The 22,554-nt window shown below is 42.7% G+C and carries 23 protein-coding genes and 1 pseudogene; 2 read left to right on the top strand and 22 right to left on the bottom strand.

The annotated features are described in order from the left end of the window. Positions 1-222, top strand: a pseudogene (locus tag WMO75_RS14430) (hypothetical protein); the annotation flags it as partial. A gap of 94 nt (positions 223-316) precedes the next feature. Here WMO75_RS14430 and WMO75_RS14425 read toward each other — a convergent pair. The 22 genes from WMO75_RS14425 to WMO75_RS14320 form a co-directional block, all read right to left on the bottom strand. Next, on the bottom strand, positions 317-835 hold the full coding sequence (locus WMO75_RS14425; protein ID WP_033126079.1) for a ClbS/DfsB family four-helix bundle protein: 519 nt from the start codon (positions 833-835) through the stop codon (positions 317-319). A 54-nt stretch (positions 836-889) separates the two neighbouring features. After that, positions 890-1,492 carry a Type 1 glutamine amidotransferase-like domain-containing protein gene (locus WMO75_RS14420; RefSeq protein WP_015514771.1) on the bottom strand — a complete coding sequence of 201 codons (603 nt, stop codon included), beginning with the start codon at positions 1,490-1,492 and terminating at the stop codon, positions 890-892. 51 nt (positions 1,493-1,543) lie between these two features. Next, positions 1,544-1,921: a TnpV protein gene (locus WMO75_RS14415; protein WP_227616218.1), complete on the bottom strand. Its 378-nt coding sequence runs from the start codon at positions 1,919-1,921 to the stop codon at positions 1,544-1,546. Next, positions 1,881-2,153, bottom strand: coding sequence for a helix-turn-helix domain-containing protein (locus WMO75_RS14410; protein ID WP_039865074.1), 273 nt, complete (start codon positions 2,151-2,153; stop codon positions 1,881-1,883). The genes WMO75_RS14415 and WMO75_RS14410 overlap by 41 nt, the downstream gene beginning before the upstream one ends. Positions 2,154-2,308: 155 nt before the next feature. After that, a complete protein-coding gene (locus tag WMO75_RS14405) occupies positions 2,309-2,467 on the bottom strand; it encodes a Maff2 family mobile element protein (protein ID WP_004612778.1) in 159 nt (52 codons plus the stop codon). A gap of 135 nt (positions 2,468-2,602) precedes the next feature. Then, complete coding sequence (locus WMO75_RS14400) at positions 2,603-4,498, bottom strand: VirD4-like conjugal transfer protein, CD1115 family (protein ID WP_118408422.1); 1,896 nt, start codon at positions 4,496-4,498, stop codon at positions 2,603-2,605. Continuing rightward, complete coding sequence (locus WMO75_RS14395; RefSeq protein ID WP_117548360.1) at positions 4,495-5,010, bottom strand: PcfB family protein; 516 nt, start codon at positions 5,008-5,010, stop codon at positions 4,495-4,497. Before WMO75_RS14395 ends, WMO75_RS14400 begins: the two co-directional genes overlap by 4 nt. A gap of 39 nt (positions 5,011-5,049) precedes the next feature. Next, positions 5,050-5,202 (bottom strand): hypothetical protein, encoded by a 153-nt coding sequence (locus WMO75_RS14390; protein ID WP_004612794.1) that lies wholly within the window; start codon positions 5,200-5,202, stop codon positions 5,050-5,052. Between the two features lie 100 nt (positions 5,203-5,302). Beyond that, entirely contained in the window at positions 5,303-11,284 is a 5,982-nt protein-coding gene (locus tag WMO75_RS14385) for a SpaA isopeptide-forming pilin-related protein (RefSeq protein ID WP_349078280.1), read from the bottom strand. 407 nt (positions 11,285-11,691) lie between these two features. Further along, positions 11,692-12,114 (bottom strand): RNA polymerase sigma factor, encoded by a 423-nt coding sequence (locus WMO75_RS14380; RefSeq protein WP_015540938.1) that lies wholly within the window; start codon positions 12,112-12,114, stop codon positions 11,692-11,694. Positions 12,115-12,117: 3 nt separating this feature from the next. Continuing rightward, entirely contained in the window at positions 12,118-12,753 is a 636-nt protein-coding gene (locus tag WMO75_RS14375; protein ID WP_349078278.1) for a sigma-70 family RNA polymerase sigma factor, read from the bottom strand. Between the two features lie 169 nt (positions 12,754-12,922). Beyond that, positions 12,923-13,072, bottom strand: coding sequence for a hypothetical protein (locus WMO75_RS14370; RefSeq protein ID WP_015543441.1), 150 nt, complete (start codon positions 13,070-13,072; stop codon positions 12,923-12,925). Between the two features lie 114 nt (positions 13,073-13,186). Next, positions 13,187-13,543 (bottom strand): helix-turn-helix domain-containing protein, encoded by a 357-nt coding sequence (locus WMO75_RS14365; RefSeq protein WP_117440221.1) that lies wholly within the window; start codon positions 13,541-13,543, stop codon positions 13,187-13,189. Positions 13,544-13,653: 110 nt separating this feature from the next. Next, positions 13,654-13,983, bottom strand: coding sequence for a DUF6050 family protein (locus WMO75_RS14360; protein ID WP_117440220.1), 330 nt, complete (start codon positions 13,981-13,983; stop codon positions 13,654-13,656). Positions 13,984-13,989: 6 nt separating this feature from the next. Beyond that, positions 13,990-15,165: a replication initiator protein A gene (locus WMO75_RS14355; RefSeq protein WP_117440219.1), complete on the bottom strand. Its 1,176-nt coding sequence runs from the start codon at positions 15,163-15,165 to the stop codon at positions 13,990-13,992. Then, positions 15,146-16,051, bottom strand: coding sequence for a ParB/RepB/Spo0J family partition protein (locus WMO75_RS14350; protein WP_002594290.1), 906 nt, complete (start codon positions 16,049-16,051; stop codon positions 15,146-15,148). The genes WMO75_RS14355 and WMO75_RS14350 overlap by 20 nt, the downstream gene beginning before the upstream one ends. After that, positions 16,044-16,820: a ParA family protein gene (locus tag WMO75_RS14345; protein ID WP_349078275.1), complete on the bottom strand. Its 777-nt coding sequence runs from the start codon at positions 16,818-16,820 to the stop codon at positions 16,044-16,046. The genes WMO75_RS14350 and WMO75_RS14345 overlap by 8 nt, the downstream gene beginning before the upstream one ends. A gap of 15 nt (positions 16,821-16,835) precedes the next feature. Then, positions 16,836-17,000, bottom strand: a complete 165-nt coding sequence (locus WMO75_RS14340) for a hypothetical protein (RefSeq protein WP_004612805.1) — start codon at positions 16,998-17,000, stop codon at positions 16,836-16,838. Continuing rightward, the gene (locus WMO75_RS14335; protein WP_096241087.1) at positions 16,987-17,454 is read right to left on the bottom strand and encodes a DUF6075 family protein; all 468 of its coding nucleotides are present in this window, start codon (positions 17,452-17,454) and stop codon (positions 16,987-16,989) included. The genes WMO75_RS14340 and WMO75_RS14335 overlap by 14 nt, the downstream gene beginning before the upstream one ends. A gap of 285 nt (positions 17,455-17,739) precedes the next feature. Continuing rightward, positions 17,740-19,107, bottom strand: coding sequence for a 23S rRNA (uracil(1939)-C(5))-methyltransferase RlmD (rlmD, locus tag WMO75_RS14330; RefSeq protein ID WP_022215224.1), 1,368 nt, complete (start codon positions 19,105-19,107; stop codon positions 17,740-17,742). A 4-nt stretch (positions 19,108-19,111) separates the two neighbouring features. Then, entirely contained in the window at positions 19,112-20,059 is a 948-nt protein-coding gene (locus WMO75_RS14325; RefSeq protein ID WP_118252870.1) for a 3'-5' exoribonuclease YhaM family protein, read from the bottom strand. A gap of 15 nt (positions 20,060-20,074) precedes the next feature. After that, positions 20,075-21,331 carry a S1C family serine protease gene (locus tag WMO75_RS14320; RefSeq protein ID WP_303223411.1) on the bottom strand — a complete coding sequence of 419 codons (1,257 nt, stop codon included), beginning with the start codon at positions 21,329-21,331 and terminating at the stop codon, positions 20,075-20,077. Between the two features lie 229 nt (positions 21,332-21,560). On the opposite strand from WMO75_RS14320, the gene WMO75_RS14315 reads away from it, so the two are divergent. Continuing rightward, the coding region (locus WMO75_RS14315) for a MutS2 family protein (RefSeq protein ID WP_494337571.1) at positions 21,561-22,554 on the top strand (994 nt) is incomplete at its 3' end.

The raw sequence follows: 22,554 nt of genomic DNA, 5'->3' as shown, positions 1-22,554 counted from the left end.
GAGAGTGCACCCCAGACCACTGTTGCCAATGAACTGAAAGAAAATCTGGAAGCGGTCGAAAATTTCAAGGGCAGCCGGGATGAAAAGCTGGTTGTCCTTTACTGTAAACAGCTCGGTATCAACTATAAAAATCTGTCAGACGAAGAATTTCGCTGGCTGATTCGGATTCTCAAAAAATCAAAGAAAATGGGAACGCCTATCAGCCAAAGGAAAAAACGGTAAAGAAAAACCGCTGTTGCATGGTTTGTTGGCTTCCATGTAGCAGCGGTTTTTGCTGGGATTATTCAGTTGAATTTTTAGAACGACAAACTGGAAGTTATAGTGCAATCTTTTTCCATTTTCTAATCTTGGTTCTAAAGGTTCCGAACGGAGCAACTGTATTAACATGTATGAATTTGTATACTTCCCAGACAGCTGTTTTAGTTGCTTCGTCAGCCCATTTTCTCATATGTGGTTTAAATAATTCTTCATCACTCAGAGAATCAATCATTGCATAAATAGAGTTGATATTCTCATTCAATCTGTCTTTCAATTCTTGCAGTGACAGCTGAGCATATGTATCTGTGAACCATTGATATAATTCGCCAAGCTGATTCCACTTAAAATTATCCGAAGGAGTTTTGACAGGAATACCCTTTCTTTCGTCTGATTCCCATTTAATAACAAGAGTTGTCCAGCCAACCTGATAAGCAAGATTTTCTGCCGGAGTTCGATCGACCTCATCAATTCTCTTATCTTTTAAATGCTCCGGAATATCATTAAATTCTGAAATATACTTTGCAAAGCTTTTATTTATCTCGTTTTTAAGCTCGTCTTTATTCTCATATGTTCTCAATAGTCTATCTCCTCAGCTTCCGATTTTCCAGTTTCAAAAAAAGGATTTTTCAAATTAGTCTTTGCAAATAACCTTTGAACCTTCACCATCAATTACAATTCCCTGATGGTTGTTAATAGGGCATAGATTCAAATCCGAAAACTCAGTCATTATTTTCTCGGTAACTTTCTTAAATGGTGCTGTAAGATAATGCGGAAGAACATAGAAATCAATCAAATCAAGCCCTGCATCATCTTCTTGTGAGTAGTCCTCCGGCTTTTCATCCATTTGCTCGATATATTGGATGCTTGGAGCGCATATAATTGCGCCTGCCGACTCGCCGATCATCAATTTTCCATTTACCAATTCCTTTTTCAGCAACCCATCAGTTCTTGTTTTACGGAGTTGGTCCATAAGAAAGAAAGAATTTCCGCCGGTAAAATATATCACATCTGCATCTTCAAAAACAGACTGTATCGTTGAATAAGCCTCCGTTGAAATATCAATTTCAGTTACGATTGCTCCCAACTTTTTGAATAATTTTCGAGCCGAGCCGACATAACCGGTGTAGCCTTCACGCAACGAAGCTGTTGGAATAAATGCGACTTTCTTATTTTCAATTTCTTCTTTTATCAGACTTCCTACACTTGAAAAGTGCGAACATAAAAATAGTTTCATCAATATTCTCCTTTATAAATACCGATTTGTCATAATCATTCTATCATACCGTTATGAATAAATCATCTCTTGCAAAATAATTTCTTCTGCCCGGTTGTGAATGTTATTGCAACGCCGCACCCATTCCATTTCTTGGGTTCGTTTCAATTCCTCGGTCACGCCCTCGGCAGCTTTCATCTGCTCCATGATGGTGTCTAACCGTTCCTGTGCCTGTTCGTTCAGGTCTGCAAGGTATGTCCATAACTCCCCGGTCAATATCAATGTGTTCAATCTGGCTGGGTGGACTTCCCTTAAATATTCCCTGTGCATCCGTCCGTACTTTCCAATAGGGCGGTGTTCCTTCGGCAGCTTCAAATCCGGGATATAGTAATCTCCGACAAGGATATAATCAATTCCGTTTTCCGTTATTCTTGGTTTCAGTTCGCTCATGTTCCTTACCTCCTGTGGAAGTAGGCTCGTCTGGTACTAACTCAATCACATCGGTAATCTCACAATTCAGCGTTTCGCAGATACGGGCTAATGTGTCCATGCTGATGTGCTTTCCCTCTTTACTCATGTTGGCAATCATATTCGTTGTCATACCAGCGGCAAGCCTTAAATCTTCTTTTCGCATATCACGCTCTAACAGTGTGTGCCAGAGTGGTTTATAGCTGATGTGCATATTGCTTTCCTGCCTTTCTATCCATACCACCGGGGCGGCTGCCCCGGCAGGAACTTTTCTCTTATTATAACACCAATCTTGTGTAATCACAATTTATTCTTGTATCTTGCCGCTGATACCGTCTGGATTGTGCTTTTCCTTTCTTTTTGTTCCCTTTAATTAGCCATAAACTGCTTGATTCCCTGGGACTTTGCACCTGGGTTGTCGTTTCCATATCCTTCTAACAGGTTAATAACACCCCATACTGCAAGTCCGGCTCCAATCGCCACCACAAGTGTCTGCAAAATATTGATTGCCTGATTAAAAAACGCCATATTCGTTGTCTCCTTTCAAATCTCTGTATTTCTCTGGTTTCTATCTTTAAGAAGTCTTTTCCGGCTCTGCCCTTACGGGTGGCCTTTCATGATCTCTCAAATCCATCACCTCCCAAAAGGGCAAAGAAAAAAGAGCTATGTGTCCGAATCTTTCACATGCTCTGCTTCCTTGTTTTCTGTATTTAATTCTCCTGCCAGACTCTCTTCCGAAAACTCATACAGGTCAAATTCCTGTGTCCTCGTCAGTTTCACTTCCATCCGATGCCGCATATACGCTTCCACATCAAACTCATTTTTCTTATCGTAGTCTGACAGCTCCTTATACCGTTTGTGTTTGGTAATATCGAACTTGTCACTGAAAAATGGTCTTACACCTCGAAGCTGCAAGATACATTTGCTGCCATCCATGACCGCAAGTTCGTCCCGGCTCATCAATTCCTTTCCTGTTTTTTGATAGTTCATCCCGTAAGAACGGCTCTGTCCACGGGTGTCCGAAGTGTTATATAAATCAATCGTTTCTTTTCCCAGCGTCTCGGAAATCTCCTTTAAGGTCGAACTTTCCTTACCGCCAAGGAATAACATCGTGTCGCAGTTGCCTAAGATTGTTTCAGCTGCATCTTTGTAGATTGTCTTTAACTGGGACTGCGACTGGAGGATAATGGATGCAGAGATTTCCCTGCTACGAATGGTGGCAATCAGCTTGTCAAACTTTGGAATCTGACCGATATTTGCGAACTCGTCACAGAGGATTCTGACATGATATGGCAATCTTCCATGATGTACATCGTCCGCTCTGTCACATAACAGGTTGAATAACTGGCTGTACATCATCGCCACAACAAAGTTAAAGGTATCATCCGTATCAGAAATGATAATAAACAGTGCTGTCCTCTGGTCACCTACCATATCCAGTTCCATCTCATCATAGCTCATGATCTCACGAAGCTCTGCAATGTCAAACGGTGCAAGCCTTGCACCACAGGAAATCAAAATACTCTTTGCTGTTTTTCCTGCCGCCAGTTTATATTTCTTATACTGACGCACTGCAAAATGCTCCGGTTCTTCCTTTTCCAGTTCCTCAAACAGCATATCTACTGCATTTTTAAATGTCTCATCATCTTCCCTTGTTTCCGAAGCGTTGATAAACTCAAGCAGGGTCGCAAAGTTCTGTTCTTCTTCCGGTGCTTCATACCAGATATAGCCGATCAGGGCACAGTACAGAAGCCTCTCTGCTTTCGTCCAGAAATCCTCACTGGACTTCTCGCCTTCCCCTTTCGTGTTCACCATAATCGTATTTACCAGTTTCAAAATATCCTTTTCTGAATGGATATAGTGGAAGGGGTTATAGTGCATACTCTTGGAAAAATTGATCGTATTCAATACTTTCACTTTATATCCATGCCGTACCAGCATCTTTCCGCACTCAATGATGATCGTCCCTTTCGGGTCCGTGACCACATAACTGATGTATTTTCCCATCTGCATCAAGTTGGGTTTTACATAAAAACGTGTCTTTCCTGAGCCAGATCCGCCAATCACGATCACGTTCTTGTTCCTCGCAAATTTCGGATTCTTTGGTCTGCCATTCATGGTCAGCCGTTCCGTCATGGTCAGCAGGATATTGTTCTCAAATACCGGGTCGATAAAGGGTGCAATGTCTTTTGCCGTCCCCCATCTTGCCGAACCATACTCCACTCCCTGCCGGAACTTTTTGGCATTTTTCCCTTTCATATAGACCAAGAGCTTCACCGCCACGGCTCCTGTAATCCCAACCAGCAATTCATTTTTATGCATACTTGGAAGAATCCTGCTGAATGCCATCTGGAAATTTAAGACCAGTACCATTAGTCTTTCTATCATGGAATCACCCACACAGTATTGATATAACCATGCCAGCTTATTTCCCACATAAAAGATCACGATATACGGAAGATTCATCAGAACAATCCGAAGCAGCTTATGTACATCCACCGGCGGTAACCTCTCCAGGTATCCTTTTCCTACACCAAGCAATTTCTGTAATCTGCTCATAATGACGGCTCCTTCTCCTTTCCTTTTGTTTTCTCCAGTTCTCTGTGCTTTGCAAGCGATTTGGTGATTGCCTGCTGTAACTTCTTCCTCACAGATGGTTTTTTGTCCTTATTCAACGTCTGTCCTGTATATTCCTTAAAAGCGGCAGTCATCACATCGGCATCTCTTGCCTTAAAGAACACATAATATCTTGGCGGGTCAGCAGTCACATCTTTTTTCAGACTGAAATCAATGCTGTACTTTTTTGCTACCCGTTCAAAAGACTTGATGTTTCCATCTGTGATCTCAATGTTGGACAGCTGTACATTCTGCTTCATCAGCTTATCAAGACTCTGTTTTCCCTTATAGGTCTTATCCTCCTTTTCCTTCTGGGGCTGTTTCTGTCCCTGCTGTTTTTTCTCCTGCTCCATCTTTGCAAGAGCCTTTACCATGGCAGCTTTCAGCAGGTTGGCAGTGACCTTGCCGCAGCGGATACAAAGTGAGACTGTTTTCTCATTCACTTCATCCTGCAATCACACCACGCCCTTTCTTCTTTCACTGCTGTCTTATCCTCATTTATCACATTGCTGCTCCTTTCCTCTCTTTTCTGCCAGTTTCATATATTCTTTTTCTGATTCTGCCCCCACTTTGATACAGCACCAAAGGACAAATCCATATACCAGAAATACTGCAGCTGCAGCAACGATCAATACTGTTTTTGTCATCTTCTTTTCTCCCTAATTCTTTTGAAATTTTATAAAAGGGCATCTATGAATCCTGTGTCCATAAATGCCCTCATCCATTACTAAGAAATCTTATGATCTCTTATTTCTTCTTTTTGCGAAGAATCACTGTTCCACCAAGACCAGCCATTCCAGCCCCTGCAAGCAGAATCCAGAACAGAATCGGTGTATTATCTCCTGTCTTTGGTGAAGTCGATTTCTTTGTTTCTTCTGTGGTTTTTGTCTCCGGTGTTGGTGTGGTTTCTGGTGTTTCCGTCGGTGTCTCTGTTGGAGTTTCCTCTGGTTTCGCCTCATCCTTCATCACAACCTTCTGGATTTCTCCAGTATCTTTGACCGTAAACTTCACATCTTCTGCAACCAGATAACCATCCGGTGCAGTTTCTTCACGGAGGATATATTCCCCGATTGGAAGCATCTCAATATAGTGTGGTTTTTTCTCAGATGTCCAGCTTTCTACGGTCTTTCCATCTTTATCAAGGATCGTCAGTTTCGCTCCTGGCAGCTCCTTACCGGAAATATCGGTCTTGGAAATCTGCACTTTTGTCACATCATCCTTCATTTCCACCTTCTGTACTTCACCGGTATCTTCCACCGTAAAAGTGATGCTCTCTGCTGTCACATAACCGTCCGCAGGAAGTGTTTCTGTCATGGTGTACTTCTTGTCAGCGGTCAGTTCTTTGATGATATGTGGTTCTTTACCAGAAGTCCATTCATCCACAGTGTTTCCACTCTCATCTGTAACTTTCAGTTTTGCTCCCTCAATCTCCTTTCCGTCTGTCAGGGATGTTTTGGTAAACTCTACGGTTGTCGGCTCATCTTCAAAAGTAAACACATAAGACAGTGTTTCCTTATCTGCCCCACCATATTCAAAAGTAAATTCCTGTACCTGGTCTGTTGTCGCAAATCCCGGTGCCGGAGAAGTTTCTTTCACATAGTAGGTATAGCCAAGTGGCAGATCTGCCGTAAAGGTCAGTTTTCCTTCCTTATCCGTAGCCTGCTCCTCAATAACCGTATCCGCTTTCAAGATCACATCGCCCTTTGCATTGACAATATTTTCTTTATTGCACAGGGCAAATACAGCCCCTTCCAGTACACGGTCGGAATCTTTTTCTTTCTTTAACACGTTTACTTCTGCTCTCTGGCGTTTGTTCTGCCAGTCAGCAGAATAAGTAACAACTGCGGTATTCTGGTCACGGTAAGTCAGATCCACTTCACGAGCTTCTCCATCCAGGACATATCCATTTGCTGTCTCTTTCTCTTTGACACAGTATTTGCCAAGAGGAATGTCTGTCAGTTTCGCCACTCCTGTTTCATCCGTCGTGATTGTTGCTACCAGTGCATCCTTTTTGTAGTAATCTTCACTCTCACCATCCGCCGCTTTTATATCTTCTAAGGCATAAACCTCAAAAGTAACGTCTTTCAGGGAACCGGAAAGATATTCAAACAGATGCTTCATCCATCCGCCAATGGAATCCAGTGCAGATATTTTCTCCAGGAACTCACCTTTTTTATTGATGATAAGTGTTCCGGTTGGCACTGCATCTTTCATCTCTACCTTCTGGATTTCAGCAGTATCGTCCACAGTAAAGGAAACTTCTTCCGCCATCAGATAGCCATAAGGAGCCATTTCTTCACGAAGAGTATATGTCTCCCCGGCTGTGAGTCTTTCAATCAAGTGTTCCTCACCCTTTACAGACTTCCATGTATCTACCACATTTCCATCCTTATCAAGCACCGTAAGCGTTGCCCCGGAAAGTTCCACGCCTGTCGTAATATCGGACTTCGTAAAGGTTACTTTTGTCGGCTGGTTCTTAAATACAGATTCCAGCTCTACCATTTTCACATCCTGTCCCTGATATTTGGCAGTCACTTCCAAAGTCTCAAAAGAAGAGACATACCCTGCCGGAGCTGCAAGTTCTTTAATATAGTAAGTACTAAATGGAAGGTCAACGTCAAATACTGCCTTTCCATCTTCCCCACTGACTGCTTTTCCAAGTAAGGTATCTGCCTTCACAATCACTTCTTCATGTGCCAGAATATCTTCTTTTGCATAGATACCAAACTCTGCACCCGCCACAACCGTTTTTGTCTCTGCATCCTGTTTGACTACGGACACTTCCACTTTCTGGCGGTCATTCTCAAAGGTTGCTGTCTGCTCAATAACTGGTGTTTTCTGGTCTTTGTATTCAAATGTTACTGTCTGTGCTTCTTCATTTAACACAAAGCCCTCTGGTGCTGTCTTTTCAACAATCTTATAGGTTCCAAGTGGAAGGTCAGCGATCTGTGCCTTTCCATCCTTATCCGTGGTAACAGTTCCTACCAGTTCCCCAGAAGCATACTCCAGGATACGGTTTCCATTATCATCTTTCTGGAAATCTGCTGTATAAATATCTTCGGCAGCATATACCTCAAAGACTGCTCCCTCCAGAGTTTCTTTCTGATAAGTAAAGTCATCTTTATAACCATTTAAGACCTCACCCTGTTTTACAATGTTCAGTTCTCCCTTAACCGGATGATTCTCGTATGCAATCTCGATGATCACATCGCCGGAAGTTCCGTCCATCTGATATGCTGTATTGGAATCTACATTCACCTCATAGTAATTCTCATTGAGCGTATATCCATAAGGTGCGTTCACTTCCTCAATACGGTAATGTCCAATTTTCAGATTCTGTGGAAGGATTAAGTATCCCTGCTCATCTGTAAAATAAGATTTGTGTTTTACCGTCGTCGGATAGGTTGTTACCTGTTCCACATACTTTTCTGTATCCAGGTTAAAAATCTTAAACTCTGTATTCTTCTGAAGCACTGCTTTCTTTGTCTCATCGTCCTGTTTGATGATCTTCAGCTTTGCTTCAAACTCTTTGTCAAGCAGCACTCTCCATACCTGCGGTGTAGTCGGATGATTTTCCGTAATCTGCACGATGAAATCATTGACCGGAGTGTAATTATGTGGCGTGGTTGTTTCACGGACGATGTAAGTTCCATAAGGAAGTGCAATACTGCGGGCATACCCTTTCTCATCTGTAAAGATCTCTGTTGCACCATTTTCCCCGATCACTACCGGCTTGACAGAATCAAAGTCATAGCTGCCATCTTCTTTTACTGTCAGGGATGATACCAGATAAGCGGTAAATCCTGCACCTTTCAGTAAATCGGCATCTGTCTTTCCGTTGTTCGCTGCCTTGATAATCTCAAATGGCTGCTTCATCACCTGCTCCAGAGACAGACAGTCACGCTTCACTTCCGCTACAAGATCACCCTCGTAGTTGCAGACCAGATCATGTTCTTCTTCATCTGCCAGGTAACCCGTTGGCGGAGTAATCTCTTTTACATAGTAATTACCAAGGTATAATCCATCTACGGAAGCCTGTCCATTCTTATCTGTTGTGAGAGTGGCAACCTGCTCGCCTGCTTTGTAGATCACACCAGTTGCTCCATCCGGATGGACAATATCCTCACGGGCATACAGTCCATAGACTGCCTTTTCTAAAGTAGCATCTCCCTGTGGAACAGCCTTCTTTGTTTCTTTGTCCTGCTTCTGTAAGGAAATCTTTGCTATCACACGCTCGTTTCTGAAGGTATGCTTAAATGTCAGTTTCGCTTCCTTATCGTTTGTATAAGAAAAAGTAAACGTATAGACATCATCCGCATTTCTCAGATAGCCTTCCGGAGCCTGTACTTCCTTTACATCATAGGAAAATCCCAGCGGCAGGTCTGCGGTAAACTTCGCCATTCCATCATTTCCAGTTGTCACTTTCTCAATCAGAGTGCCTTTCTTTACAACAACCGTTCCATCTGCATTTTTAATGTCACTGGCTGCATAAAGTCCAAAAATTCCTCCATCCAGAGGATTTTCTGTATCCTTATCCTGCTTTGTCACAATCACTTCTGCTTTCTGTCTGTCATTCGTAAAGGTTGTCTCAGAAAAAACAACATCTACATTCTGTCCTGCATAAGAAAGAGTGACAGACTTTTCTTCCCCGGCATTATAAAATCCGGTTGGAGCCTGTTTTTCTTTGACGATATATGTACCAAGATGCAGGTTTTTCAGAATGACTGCCCCATTCGAGTCTGTTGTCAGATTCTCTTTGACCAGATCACCCTTGCTGTAAACCTTGGCACCATAAGCAGTTTTAATATCTGCCCCGGCATACACATCATAAATCGCACCTTTCTGTCTGCGTTTCTCATACTTAAATGTTGTTCCATTCTCGGTGACATCTGCACCTGTCAGAACCTGACCTTCTTTATAAACAGTCAGCTGGCCCATCTGTTCTTCATCCGGAACAGTCACAGTTGCTGTTTTGCTGACTTCCAGTTTTACGTTGTAGGCAGTTGCATTGATACGGTATCCTGTCGGAGCTGTAATCTCTTTCAGATATACGGTATTCTGTGTCTTAATGATCTGTACGGACGCTTCCCCATTCGCATCAGTTGCCGGTAACTTTGTGATTAAATTTGTACAGTTTGCATCACTGTATAAACCAAACACGGCACCTGCCAGCTTTGCGTCTGCTTTTGCATCTTTTTTAATCACCTTAACACTTGCGTACTGTACCCATGTTACTTTGAAGTCCACATATTTTTCATCATCAACACCTTCACCAAATACCAGTGCCAGGTCCTGTGAACCAGATCCGGTACTGATCTTATACGCAGAATAATCTTTTGTTACACTGCCTTTCATCGTTGCAGACCAGTTTCCTGCGACATCCTGTACCTGTGTAAGAGGTGCAGATAAATAAAACTTAGTTCCACCACTGATTTCCACTGCTTCGCCAGCTTTGCTTGTCTTTCCGGTTGTCACGTTATGGAGTTTCACACCACTTGGGAGTTTCATTGTGATACTCTGCAGTTCATCTGCTTTAAAAGTGATTTCCTTTGTTCTCTGGCTGTTGCCATCTACATAAGCTGTCACATCTGCATCTGAAAAAGACATTGCCACATCCGGAATATCTGGCTGAGAAATACAATAATTATAAAGTTTTTTCGCAAGATTCTGTGCAGTAGTGTTTGCACCAGAAAAAGCATCTGAACTGCCATTCGCATACGACGCAGCAAGATGTACCAGAATAAATCTGGCTCCTGCACTCAGGTTTCCATAGCCATTTTCTTCTGTAAAAAATCCATCATCGCCAGAGGCTTTTGTGCCATAGTAGCATACTTTAGCCAGTGCTTTGCCATCCCCAACCTTATTGATTGTATATGTTCCCGTACCAGGTCCCGGTTTGGACGGCTGTACACAATAAGCTGTGGCAGACACATTACCGAATTTTACGGTATACTGATACGTCAGATAAGTTCCATAACCATAATCCGCATATCGGTATTCGGCACCTCTTGTCACTGAAACCTGTTGTGAACTTCTTGCATTTCCTGCTGCCGCCATAAATGTCACTGTTTCACCCGGCTCCATCTCATACAAGTCAATTCCTTCATTTTCTGCCTGATCCATTACTTCTGAAACAGTCAGACCAGATTCTTCATCCGTCGTCACTTCCTGGTCATCTGTAAGATCTGTTACAATCTCTTTTGACCCATCCGAATCAGCATCCTCCTCCGCATTACCAGAATCTTCTGTTTCACCGGCATTCCCTTCACCAGCTGTATTTTCAGAAGAACTCTTTGTCTGTGCTTCTGTTTCCGGCTCTTTTACCGTAATGTTTCTGCTTACTCTGTAAGCTGGATGACCGCTGACTGGTTCTACTGCATAGACAGCTTTGTAGGTATCCGGTGTATGTGCGTCAAAATCAGTACCGGCTTCACTCTTTGCTTCATGGAATAAAACTTTCACCTTTTTTTCATTCACGCCCTCTATACCGGACAGATCGACTTCCACCTCAAATTCTTCTCCATAGGGAATCTCAATATCCTTTGCTTCCACAATTTCATCTTTGTCAAGAGTATCCTGCACATCCTGCAGTTCCGGATATTGCTGTTCAAATGAAGTTGGCTCTGGTTCTAATTCAGAAGCAGAAACCATGACTGGTTGAACGATAACAGACGCCAAAGTTGCAACTGCCATAAATCCCGACAAGAATCTTTTAAATCGCATTTTCATTTTGACTGAGTCCTCTCTTTCTTCGATAATTTACTCCACTTTCGTTCAGGCTTACATCTGCATGAATCAATCATAGGAACCACCTCCCTTATGTCTTGGATTGACTTTTAAATAAAAACAGGATTGAGCTATTTAAGCCGCAAGAGGTAATTCGTAATCATTCCTGCCAAGGGTGCCTCTCATCCATTGCCCTTCACGTTGTCACCGAACACCCGCCGCCAGATGCGTAGCTGGGAAATTCAGGTATCCTCTTGCTGCTGATATGAAATTGTCAAGGTTCACTTTTAGAGGGAATTTATTATTTTGAATTAAGATAGACATTTGCCCCTCCACTAACCGCATGTGTGAAAGGGCAAAAATTAACCTGTTTGAAATTTTTTTAGAAAATTTTTTGAAACAGCAAAAACTTACAAAGTTTCCAGCCTGTCTTTTAGTTTCTGCAATACTTTGTTTTTCCTGTTTCTGATTGTCTTTGTACAACACCCGAAATATTGTGCTGTTTTTTTTACTGTGTACTCTTCAAAAAATAATAGTCTTATCAATTCCATTTCTTCTTCAGACAAATATTTCAGAGCTTCCTGCAGCTCTTGTATTTCTGACAGCCTGATGACTATTTCTTCTGGTGATAATATATGCAAATAACTGTTGTAACTCGTTTCCTCTACTTTTTCTATTCCGCATACACCATTTTTCTGCATTTTTTCAAGCTGGTATCTTTCTTTTCTTCTTGACTGGTACCATGCCAGATATACGTCTCTGGTAACTTCTACGAGAGTTTCATTTACACGCAGCACATACCGTTGTCTTTCCTTTGGTTTTTTACCACGCATCTTTTATTCTCCCTTCTGAAGCACTCCGATCAGTCTGCCTGCATTTCTTCTCATTTTCTGCTTTGCCTGTGAAATACATTTTGATACTGCTGGTTCTGTAATTCCAAACACCCGTGACACTTCTCTTTGTGTCCGCTGCTGAAAATAAATTTGATGGATCACCTGTCTCTGCCGGTCAGTCAGCAGATCCATGAATTCTCCAATAGCTTCTTCTATAATCAGTTTTTCAAGTACATTCTGCCTTTTGTCCACCAATTCACACCATTCTTCGGAAATACAGCTATACGAAATGCAATTATTATGTTCTCGTGTTTCCCTGTTTCTCCACAGCCGGTCTTCGCCTTCTAATATCAGCCTTACATACCAGGGTTGATCATCAAAAAAATTCTCCTCAACAACTGCTATTTTTCTTTCTGCTTCATACACATAATCTCGACAGGTAAATAGCGGAAAAACCGTTGCATAGTCCCCCACACAATAGAGAACATATCCGGTCTGATATGCGATAATTTCCGCACAATCCATCAACCTCTGCTTCGCAACTGCTACATCGTTTTCTCTTAAATATTTAGCGGACGGAACCTTTCTTCTTTCTTCCCTGTTACTTACAACCTGTTTCAATTCCTGCAACGTCAGCATAATTACCACCTTTCTGCCTGCTGGCAACAGGTGCCCATCGGCAGAAAGGATAGGATTCTTACTGATCAACTGACAAAAAGGGCAGTAAAAAACAGCTTCCGGTACACCCGTTTTTTTTAACGAGAGCCTGAAACTTTCTTACTGCCCTTTCTAATAGTTACAATATTCTCTACTTTATTTTCCGTCTGATGCCAGGATCAGACTTCTTGGCATTTCTTTCTGCTTTTATGTTCTTTTCATTTTCCATCAAAACAGAATAGTCTCCCATTGCATCATAAGGACACTGCCTCCGATAAAGCAAATTTTCTTCCCTTGTCATCCATCCTATCTCCCTTCTTTATCTCTCTGTTTTCCATTTTAACAACACAGGATTCTATTATCCTTAGCATATATGGGGAGTTTTTTTATTTTGCACCCCATATATGGTGAAATTTCACCTGTACTCATTAAAACTGTCTATCAGAGAATCTATGGTCTGCATGATAATTTTCTGCTCTTTCCATTCCATCTTCTGAATACGGCAAAGCACTTCCTGAACTGATTCCTGCTTCTCTGTACCGCCTCCCTCTTTTCCCAGCAGGAGATTGGCATCCGTTTCCAATATCTCAATTATCTTCCTGAAAATCTCAACAGACATTGCCGTTTGCCCACCTTCAATCCTGCTGACCGTATTGACACTGATACCTGCTTTTTCCGCAAAAGATTCCTGTGACAACTTCATTTCCTGTCTGCGTTTTCTGATCCGTTCTCCCAATTCAATAAGTTCTGTGGAAATTGCACGATTGCTCAATACGGTGTCTCCTTTCCTGCAATTTGTCCCAACTTTACGCCATTGTGTCGCAAAGTTTCCCGAAAAAAAGCAGCTAATTTTTGTCTTAGCTGCTTTTCAAAAAATCTATTTCATTTTATTCTCGGTATTTTATGTATCCCTGTAATCAGAAAAACGCAGAGATAAATGATCGCCTGTCCAATCATTGCCAGAAGAACGATGCTTCCGATCAATCCTCCAATCAGAAAATTCATCATCCATACTGCCAGCATTCCTCCGAGGTCAAAACCTCTTGGAACCATCCAGACACACATTTTTCCTATTCCAAACGGTATCCCCATCAGGAGTAACAGCAAGAAATAATTGCACTTCCCATCCTGGATACAAAACGGTCTTAATACTGCAAACAATACCGTAATCACCAGCACTGGTGCTATCACTTTTTTAATCATCTTCTTCATGTTCCCTTATCCTCCATACATATCGTGATTAACTTCTGCCTGATAATAACTGTTTATCGTTGCCGGGGCATTATACAGGGCGGTCAGAAGATACGCTTTAATATTCCCAACCTTGGTCGTATTCCGGTTCAGACAGAACAGCACATATTCGATATGCGAATAATTCAGTTTCATAAACCTGCTTTTTACCAAAGCAACTGGTTTTTCTACTCCTGCAATGCGAATCATACTGTCCTCCGGCATCATCATAACTTCAACTATCAGTTCTACCAGTTCATCTACATCTTCCTTTGCATGATATTGATAATCAATGTTTTCATGGATCACTTCACGATATGCTCTCATCTCCTCCATCACATCTTTTTTCTTTTGGAAATTATCTGATGTGATTGGATAAGATTGATTTATCTCAGTTTCATTAATATCAGTCTTGTTAATATCAGTATTATTAGATTGTGATTTCGGGCATTCTGGATTTGTGATTTCCACTATTCCGGAATGATGATTTTCACTATTTTGGAATTGTGATTCTGGAAATTCTGGATTTGTGGTTTCCACCATTCTTGAATTGTGATTTTCACTATTCTGGAATTGTGATTCCCCATAATCCTGAATTGTGGTTTTCACTACTCCTGAATGATGATTTTCACAATTCAGAGAAATGCCTGTTTTCCCCTTGTTTTCTGCTTCTTGTTGCAAATCTGCACATTCCTCATGTCTTTTCTGTTTCGATTGCAAATCTGCAATTTTTTTATGATCTTCCTGCTCAGATTGCAGATCTGCACAATTACCTGTCGGCTTTTGATCTGGAACCTCTCTGATCATAAAATTTTTCACATAAATAACATTCGGTTTTCCCAGTCCCAGACGTTTCTTCTCTATCAATCCAATCCCATTACTGCTGTCCAGCTCTTTTACCAGTTTCACTGCCTTTTGAGTTCCGCAGTTCATCAACTCTGCAATTTCTTCCACAGTGAAAATAATGTATACTCTGTCCTCTGAATCCAGCCATCTGTTCTTAATGCTCAGGCTCATACGGTCTAGCATCAGACCGTATAATACCTTTGCTTCACAAGAAAGAGTTTTAAAGCATGGTTCGGTAAACAGCACTTTAGGGACACGATAAAAGCTGTATTGTTCCGCTTCCATCCCCGTAAAATAATCAAACTGTATCTTCTGCATCTGCTACTCCTTCTTTGTTTTCTTTCCATTTATCCAAAAGCATAAAAATGACTTCTTCTATCTGTTCTTTAGAATATGTCTCCGGAAAATAATTTCCAATTTTCTTTGCCGGAATCGTCACATTGATCTTACTGCTTTCCTTTTTTAATAAAACAGCATAGATATAACTCTGGTTTAATTTTCCATTTGCACTGCATTCTTTTAACTGTTCTGCCTGTTGTTTTGTCGGAAAAATGCTGCTGTTGGTAATCACTTCCAGAAGCCACCCCTGTTCCTCTGGCTTCAGATAAGACAGCTTTTCTCCCACAATCATAGGAATTTTATTATTGTCCACATATTCCAGCAAAGCATCTGATAATGCCGCCAGACGGATATACCTCTGTACGGTTCTCCCACTGTCCCCGGCAGCTTCCCCAACCATATCTGCTGTATATTTCTCACCTTTACTTCCCTGATGCTTCATTGCATCATATTTCATCTTATAGGCATGAGCTTTCTCACTTGGCAGTAGATTTTCACGCTGAATGTTGGAATCGACCATAATAATGACCGCTTCATCATCCGTATAATTTCGGACAAGAGCTGGCAATGTAGTCTTTCCACACAGTTCACAGCCTCTTTTTCTTCTATGCCCGGAAATCATCTCATATCCGCCATCTGGTCGAGGTCTTACCAGCGCAGGAGTCAAAACACCGTATGTTTTAATGCTCTCTACGGTTTCTGCCATTTTTTCATCATCATTTACATGGAACGGATGATTTTTAAAGGGATAAAGCTTTGCCAGATCTATTTCCACAACCTGGTTCATACTCTTTTCCGGTGTTTCCTCTAATCCCAGTAATTCATCATAAGAGGTAAGCTGAATATCTTTTTTCGGTCTACGCATGTTTCAACACCTCCTGAACCAGTTCCAGATAGCTGTCTGCCCCCTTGCTTTTTCCATCATAGGCAAAGATACTTACACCCTCCGATGCTGTTTCTGCAAGGCTTTCTGTTCTCGGAATCGTCTGCTCAAAAATCTTAATGTCACTTCCGTATGTAGTTTTGATTGCCTGTTTGTTTCTCTTGGCATTATTGTAACGGCAATTATCCATTGTGAATAAAATGCCTTCTATCTGTAAATCTGGATTAAATCTCTGATGGATTCCTTTTACCACTTTCAGTAATTCCATAAGTCCATCCGCCGCATAATATTGTGACTGTACCGGTATCAGAACACTGTCCGCTGCACTTAATGCATTGATTGTCAGCATCCCCAATGATGGCATACAGTCAATCAGAATATAATCATATTCATCCTTCAGCAGTTCCAGATACTCTTTCAGTACTTTTTCCCTATCCTCAACAGTAAATAAGGACATATCCATTCCGGCAAGCAATTTATTGGACGGAATCAGATCCATCCCTTCTTCATGGTGCAAGACTGCTTCCTTTGGATCAAACTCCAGTCCCATGATGATATTTTCCATCATACTCTTTAAAGTCACTTTGAGATTTTTGGGAAATCCCAGTCCCATTGTCAGATGTCCCTGCGGATCTGCATCTACCAGCACTACTTTTTTCCCATTCTTTGTCAGTCCGGCTCCCAGATTGATGGTTGTCGTTGTTTTGGCTACTCCGCCCTTCTGATTTGCAATAGCAATTACTTTACACATATACTTTCCTCCGATTTACTGTTTTTCTTCTACTTCTACATAAACACGAAAATATTTACTTGTTCCTTTATTTGCATAAGCATCAGATACTTCCAGGACATCCAATTCTTTATGCTTTTCCAAAATACGACGAAACCATTGAATATCCTTTAAAGTACCCTGTAATCTAATTTTCAGCATACATATCCTCCCAGTCTTTGTAAAAACAATACTCTGGATAACGGATTTTAATGGCTTCCCAAAAATACCGGGCATATCCGCAGCAAAACAGATCTTCTACGGTATAATACTGACACTCTTTTAACTGATCTTCCTCTGCCTCATAATCTCCGACACTTGGTGTTCCATTACAGTAAAGGTTAAATGCCATACGGACAATCCGTAAACTTCCACTAGTCTGCCATCCTTCCAGCAGGCATTCCGTTTTTACACATCCAGTTTTAAAATTATAGATTTTATTCACATTATTTCTTGTGTCTCTGTCGATACCCAGGCAATAAACCAAAGCCCGATGGTAGACATCCTGATATCTGCATTTTTTCAGATATTCCTCATAAAATTTTTCGTGTTCCCTGCTCTTGAAAGTAATTGTGCGAGAATTGCTATTCTCTGCTCTTAACGCTGTGTTTGTCATTTTCATTTTCCTCCTGAATTTTTAATATTTTGGTATAAAAAGACACTCCATTTCTGGAATGCCCCATAAAAAATAGGGACACCCGCTTTTAACAAGTATCCCTATAATCTATCAAATATCTGATAGTCCACTATTCACTTTCATATTCAGGATTTTTTGTGTTCCCCGTACCGAGGTCTAAGGCAACCACAACGGTGACTCTCTGCACAAGCAACTTTTCCTTGTGATTTTCACCGATTTTGTTGAAACTGAAAAACTCTACAAAGTGCGTAAATTCAAGGATTTCTAGATATCTTTCCTTTGTAGTCCCACCACAGTTTCCACATGCACCGTCTGAGGGAATTGATCTACCCCACATACTTTCTTCAACTCATATCCATTATCGCACAAAAATCTCAGATCCCGCGCGAGTGTCGCGCTGTCGCAGCTTACGTAGACGACACGTTTTGGCTGCATCTTGAGGATGGTCTTGAGCAGCATTTCATCGCAGCCTTTGCGTGGCGGGTCGACTACGATCACGTCTGCGTAGACACCGTTTTTCTCGTATTCTCTCGGCAGGACTTCTTCTGCTTTTCCGACGAAGAATTCCACGTTTTCAATATTGTTGATCTGTGCATTTCGTTTTGCATCATCGATCGCTGCCGGGACGATTTCTACGCCTCGGACGAATTTGGCTTGCTGAGCGAGGAAAAGGGAGATCGTTCCGATTCCGCAGTACAGATCCCAGACGGTCTCTTCTCCATGAAGGTCTGCATATTCCAGTGCCTTAGAATACAGTTTCCAGGTCTGTTTCGGGTTTACCTGGAAGAAAGAAAGCGGTGAGATCTCGTAAGAAATATCCCCGATCTTATCTGTGATATATTCCTGTCCCCAGATTGTTTTGACCTTGTCTCCAAGGATCACGTTGCTTCGTTTCTTGTTGATGTTCAGGGAAATGCTGGCCATTCCCGGGATCTCACGCAATTTCTCGATCAGTTCTTTCTGATGCGGAAGATCCTGTCCATTGATGATCAGACAGACCATTAGCTCCCCTGTAAAAAATCCATAACGCACAAAAATATGACGCACCAGTCCCTTGCCTGTCATCTCATCGTAAGGAGCGATGCCATACTTCTCCATATGCGCGATCACAATATCCAGGATTTCCTTGTTCTGCGGGATTCCCAGCGCACAGTCACGGTTCTCGATGATCGCATGGGTGCGTCCTGCATAAAATCCGGTGATGATCCTGCCTTCTTTGTTACGTCCAACCGGGAACTGTGCCTTGTTTCGATAATGATAAGGCTCGTCCATACCGATCATTGGCTCCATTGGAAGGTCGCGGAATCCACCGATCCGCTCCAGATGACCGCGGAGTTTCTTTTCTTTAAAAACTTTCTGTTCTTCATAAGATACCGCCTGAAGCTGGCATCCGCCACACTGACGGGCTGATGGACACACCGGCTCTACGCGGTATGGAGATGGTTTCAGGATCTCCATCAGACGTCCGTATCCGTAGTTCTTTTTTGCCTTCATGATCTTGGCTGTAACAATATCTCCAATCACTGCGTCCTTTACAAAAACAGTGAAGCCATCAGCTTTGCCAATGCCTTCACCGTCTGTTCCGCAGTCCACGATTTCTAACGTAACAATGTCATTTTTACGATATTCCATGGAATCATACGTCTCCTGTTCTTCTCAGATTTGATTCAAAAAGCCTGTTGTATCCAAGCCATTCTTTCTTGCCTTTGTCCGCTGCAAAGATCTCTGTCAGAGTCTCCATGCGGGCATCTGTGTTGTCTGCGAGATTCAGTGCTACTGCCTCTGCAAGTGCCGGTTTCTTCGGAGAACCGTATTCCAGTTCGCCGTGATGTGCCAGGATGCAGTGTACCAGCTGATTTTCCAGTGTTTCCGGGAAATCCGGGATCTCTTTTGCCAGATCATGCACCATCTGGGCACCGATGATGATATGTCCCAGAAGCTGTCCTTCATCTGTATAATCATTCATCGGGAAGGAAGAAAGTTCCTTTGTCTTGCCGACATCATGAAGCAGCGATGCTGTGATCAGAAGGTCTCTCTTGAGAAGCGGATAAGCATTTGCCATATAGTCACAGAGCTTTGTAACGCTTAAGGTGTGCTCCATCAGTCCTCCGATAAAACCATGATGTACGGTCTTTGCCGCGGAATGCTCCTGGAAAGATTTCAGGAATTCCTTGTCTTCTACAAAAAGTTTATTCAGAAGTGCGGACAGGTATTCGTTCTTCACGCTCTTGATCATGCCAATGATCTGTCCGTACATATCGTCTGTGCTGTTCTCGCTGACTGGAAGATAATCTGCCGGGTTGTATTCTCCTTCATGTGCCTTGCGGACTCTCTTGATATTTAACTGCATGGCACCTGCAAAAGTTGTCACATCTCCGACAACTTCAATATAATCCAGTGCGTCAAAATCATCGATTCCAAGTGAATTCGGGTCCCAGATTTTGCCGTCCAGCATGCCTGTCTTGTCCTGAAGGATCACGTTTTCGTATGGTTTGCCGTTCTTTGTTGTTGCTGCCTGTTTCTGTTTACAGAGATAGATCCCGTTGAGTCTGTCTCCTTCGTGTAATTCGTTTATAAAACGCATGATACTCTTGCCTTTCTATTTTTCCTTTATTGTAACTTTCAGTTGTACATCTTCGTATTCGCCGAATGGATTCTTGCGGTATACATTGACTGTCGTGCGTGTTCCCTTATTCAGCCCCTGGAGTACAGACGCATATTCTTCCATCGACTGTACTTCCTGCCCGTCCAGGGCATGCAGGATGTCTCCGTTCTGGATCCCTGCTGTCATTGCCGGAGAATCCTCATCCACTGCATCCACATAAACGCCCCGCGGAACATCCAGATTCTCAGACTGGTAGGATGAGATCGTCGCTCCCATGATCCCTATGTAACAGATATCTTCTCCATTTGCCATGCTCTCAAGAAGCGGCCGAAGCTGTGCTGTCTCCACCGCACGGATCACATTGGTACGGTCTTCTTCCTGATTCCAGATGATTCCTGCAACTTCACCGGAAGAGTTTAATAAAATCCCTCCGCCTTCCTCACTGCCGACCATATCTGTCGTGAGCATTCCATACTCCTCATCAGCAACCTTAAGTGTACCTGTCACAGACGTTATCGTTCCTCCCATAAGAGAATCATAATCACCTGACGGACTGCCGATCGCAATAACGGACTCTGTCTGCTTCATATCATCTGCTGCCACCAGCGGCGCTGCCGGGATTTTCTCCTGCGTCTCCTCATCCACAGACGTAAAAGGGACCTTTATCACAAAAAATCCTGTCCTGAGATCCTTCTTGCACAGAATCCCATCGGTCACGGTTCCATCCGAAAATGTGACCGTAAATTTATCTGCTTCCTGCATCTGGTCTGAAACTGTCAATATATAAAAAGCTTCGGAATTTTTGAGAAAAACAAATCCCTCCTCATCTCCGTATTCCAGAAAGGAATCATCCAGAAGGTCAGAATCCTCTCCTGCTGCCGATATCCGCACAAGTGCCCTGCGCGGTTCCTCCGCGATCTGGCTCATCCCATCTGACAGGTCGTTCTGCCAGGCGGTGGAAGCCGATGTTTTCTCCTGCTCTGTTGCTTCCGGTGTCGGCGTTACCTGCTCTGCCTTTACAGATGGTGTCAGAGTGACAACTGCTTTCTGATCCGGGGCAGTTCCAAATCTCTCCAGTGCCTTCGGAACGATCAGTGCCATCGTACCCGCTGCACAGGCGCCAAAGATCACACCGCAGACTGCTGCCGTCAGAAATTTCCCCGCCAGTCGTTTCCTGTCCGTCGGCTGCTCTTTGATCGTCTCTTTTATAAAAGAATAATTCTCCGAAGATGCTTTCTTATCATTCCGCATATAGCTTTTTCTCCTATAATTCAAACCTGACAATTCGTGTTTATTTTAGCAGGAAGTTATGAATTTTTTATGAATAAAATCCGTCTAATTTTTATCATGTTTTTCCGTCATAATGCCTTATTTTTACTGCCCCATTCATAACAAATCGAACATTTGTCTTTTCATTCCAGTGGAAATCATGTAGAATAGAAAGGAATAAAAGAATTATTATAAATAACGAGGAACTATTATGAATCAAAAAGCATTAAATGCACTGGAATATCCCAAAATCATAGAGAAACTTACCGAAAAGGCATCTTCCGGTATGGGCAAGCATCTCTGCCGAACTCTGGAGCCATCCACTGACCTTGAAGTAATCCGTACCATGCAGGTACAGACACGCGATGCACTGACACGCCTTTTTCAGAAGGGCGGCATCTCCTTTGGAAATGTCAAGGACATCCGTGGCTCTCTGAAACGTCTTGAGATCGGAAGTTCTCTTGGTATCCTGGAGATCCTGGCCGTCTGTAACCTTCTTGAGAATACTTCCCGTGTCAAAGCCTACTCCCGCCGGGACCGTGCTGATACACCGGAGGATTCTCTTGACCATATGTTTGAGGGGCTTTCCCCTCTCACACCGCTCTCTACGGAGATCCGCCGCTGTATCCTTTCCGAAGATGAGATCAGTGACGATGCAAGCCCGAACCTGCGCCAGATCAGACGCAGCATGAAAGTGACCAATGACCGGATCCACTCTCAGCTTTCCGGACTGGTAAACGGCGGTGCAAGGACTTACCTTCAGGATGCTGTCATCACCATGAGAAACGGCAGATACTGTGTCCCTGTCAAAGCCGAATATAAGGGACAGGTGCCCGGTATGATCCACGACCAGTCTTCCACCGGTTCCACACTTTTTATCGAACCAATGTCTGTTGTAAAACTGAACAACGACATGCGTGAACTTGAGCTTCAGGAACAGAAAGAGATCGAAGTCATCCTTGCCGACCTCAGCGTACAGATCGCAGCAGAACGTGAGGCTATCTCCCTCAATCTTGAGATCATGGTACAGCTTGACTTTATTTTTGCAAGAGCTGCACTTGCCATGGAGATGAATGCAAGTGAACCGATCTTTAACGACGAAGGCCGCATCAACCTCAAGAAAGCCCGCCACCCGCTGATCAACAAGAAAAAAGTTGTTCCGATCGATATCCGTCTTGGAGATACGTTTGATCTTCTTGTCATCA

The organism is Blautia intestinihominis, from assembly GCF_040096655.1.
Classification (GTDB): Bacteria; Bacillota; Clostridia; order Lachnospirales; family Lachnospiraceae; genus Blautia_A; species Blautia_A intestinihominis.
The sequence above is the reverse complement of the archived record's forward strand: the minus strand, read 5'-3'. Positions and strand labels throughout refer to the sequence as shown.